Source organism: Bacillus sp. JJ1609 (assembly GCF_036967045.1).
GTDB lineage: Bacteria > Bacillota > Bacilli > Bacillales > Cytobacillaceae > Mesobacillus.
Window position 1 is genome coordinate 1,610 of the sequence record NZ_JBALSS010000054.1, and the last position, 959, is coordinate 2,568.

1 protein-coding gene is annotated in these 959 nt (G+C 33.4%); it reads right to left on the reverse strand.

The genetic code is table 11. The features are described from left to right. Window positions 1-494: 494 nt before the first annotated feature. A partial coding sequence (locus tag V7654_RS23810; protein ID WP_335433376.1) for a His/Gly/Thr/Pro-type tRNA ligase C-terminal domain-containing protein occupies window positions 495-959 on the reverse strand: 465 nt, incomplete at its 5' end.

The following is a 959-nucleotide window of genomic DNA, read 5'->3' on the forward strand; positions in this document are numbered from 1 at the left end:
AAATTTTTCTCTTACTAATTTTATATTACTTTCAAACTTTGCTTCCTTTGAAAGGAAGAGGTACTTAATATAAGCAAAAACTTCCTTTATTATTTCCCATATACTTTGTTCGTTTGTCTTCATCTATTTCCCTCATTTGCATTATGGTTGTTCAACTATACTGCCTCGTTAGCTCAATAAAAAAAGCTGTCTAAGCGACAGCTCCTATTTCGAATTTTGACTTTCCCTTACTCTTCTCATATTTGCCCCAAAAAGCAAAAAAAGCGAACATAGAGATAGCTCCTAATATACCTCCGACCACTTGGACGATTTGTGCTGTTTCCCAACCCAATAAAATCACCCCATGACTTCATATTGGTTATTATAATAACTTATTAGACCAAACCATAACAATTCCTTCTTCAACTATCCTGCCCCATTTGTTGAATAAGAAAAAGCCACCTGGTTTGGCAGCTGATTCTGAAAATAGGTACAGGCTACTTGAATAAGAATTTTTAAATCATTTTAAAATGATATGATTCAACCCTTTCGTCACCTGAAAACATATCTTTTATTTTGAATTGATTATTTTTCACCTCATTCTCGCCAATAATTATCACGTTAGGAATCTTCTCTTTGTTTGCTTTATCAAGAGCCTTGCCTAATTTTTTGTTGCTCATTTCATATTCAACTTTATAGCCTTTATTTCTTAAATAATTTGCTACCAACAAGGATTCTTTTTGAGTACCTAGTGGAACTATATAATAATCTATATTCGGATTCTCTCTTAATTTCTTCTCAGATGTACTCATAGCCGTATAAATTACATCTAAGCCGAATGATATTCCTACTGTTGAGAAGTTTTCATTTGTACCTATCAACCCACCGATTGCATTATCGTACCTTCCGCCACTCCCAATACTTGACTTTATAGATTGGTCAGATAAGAATATCTCATAAATAGTACCTGTGTAGATCTC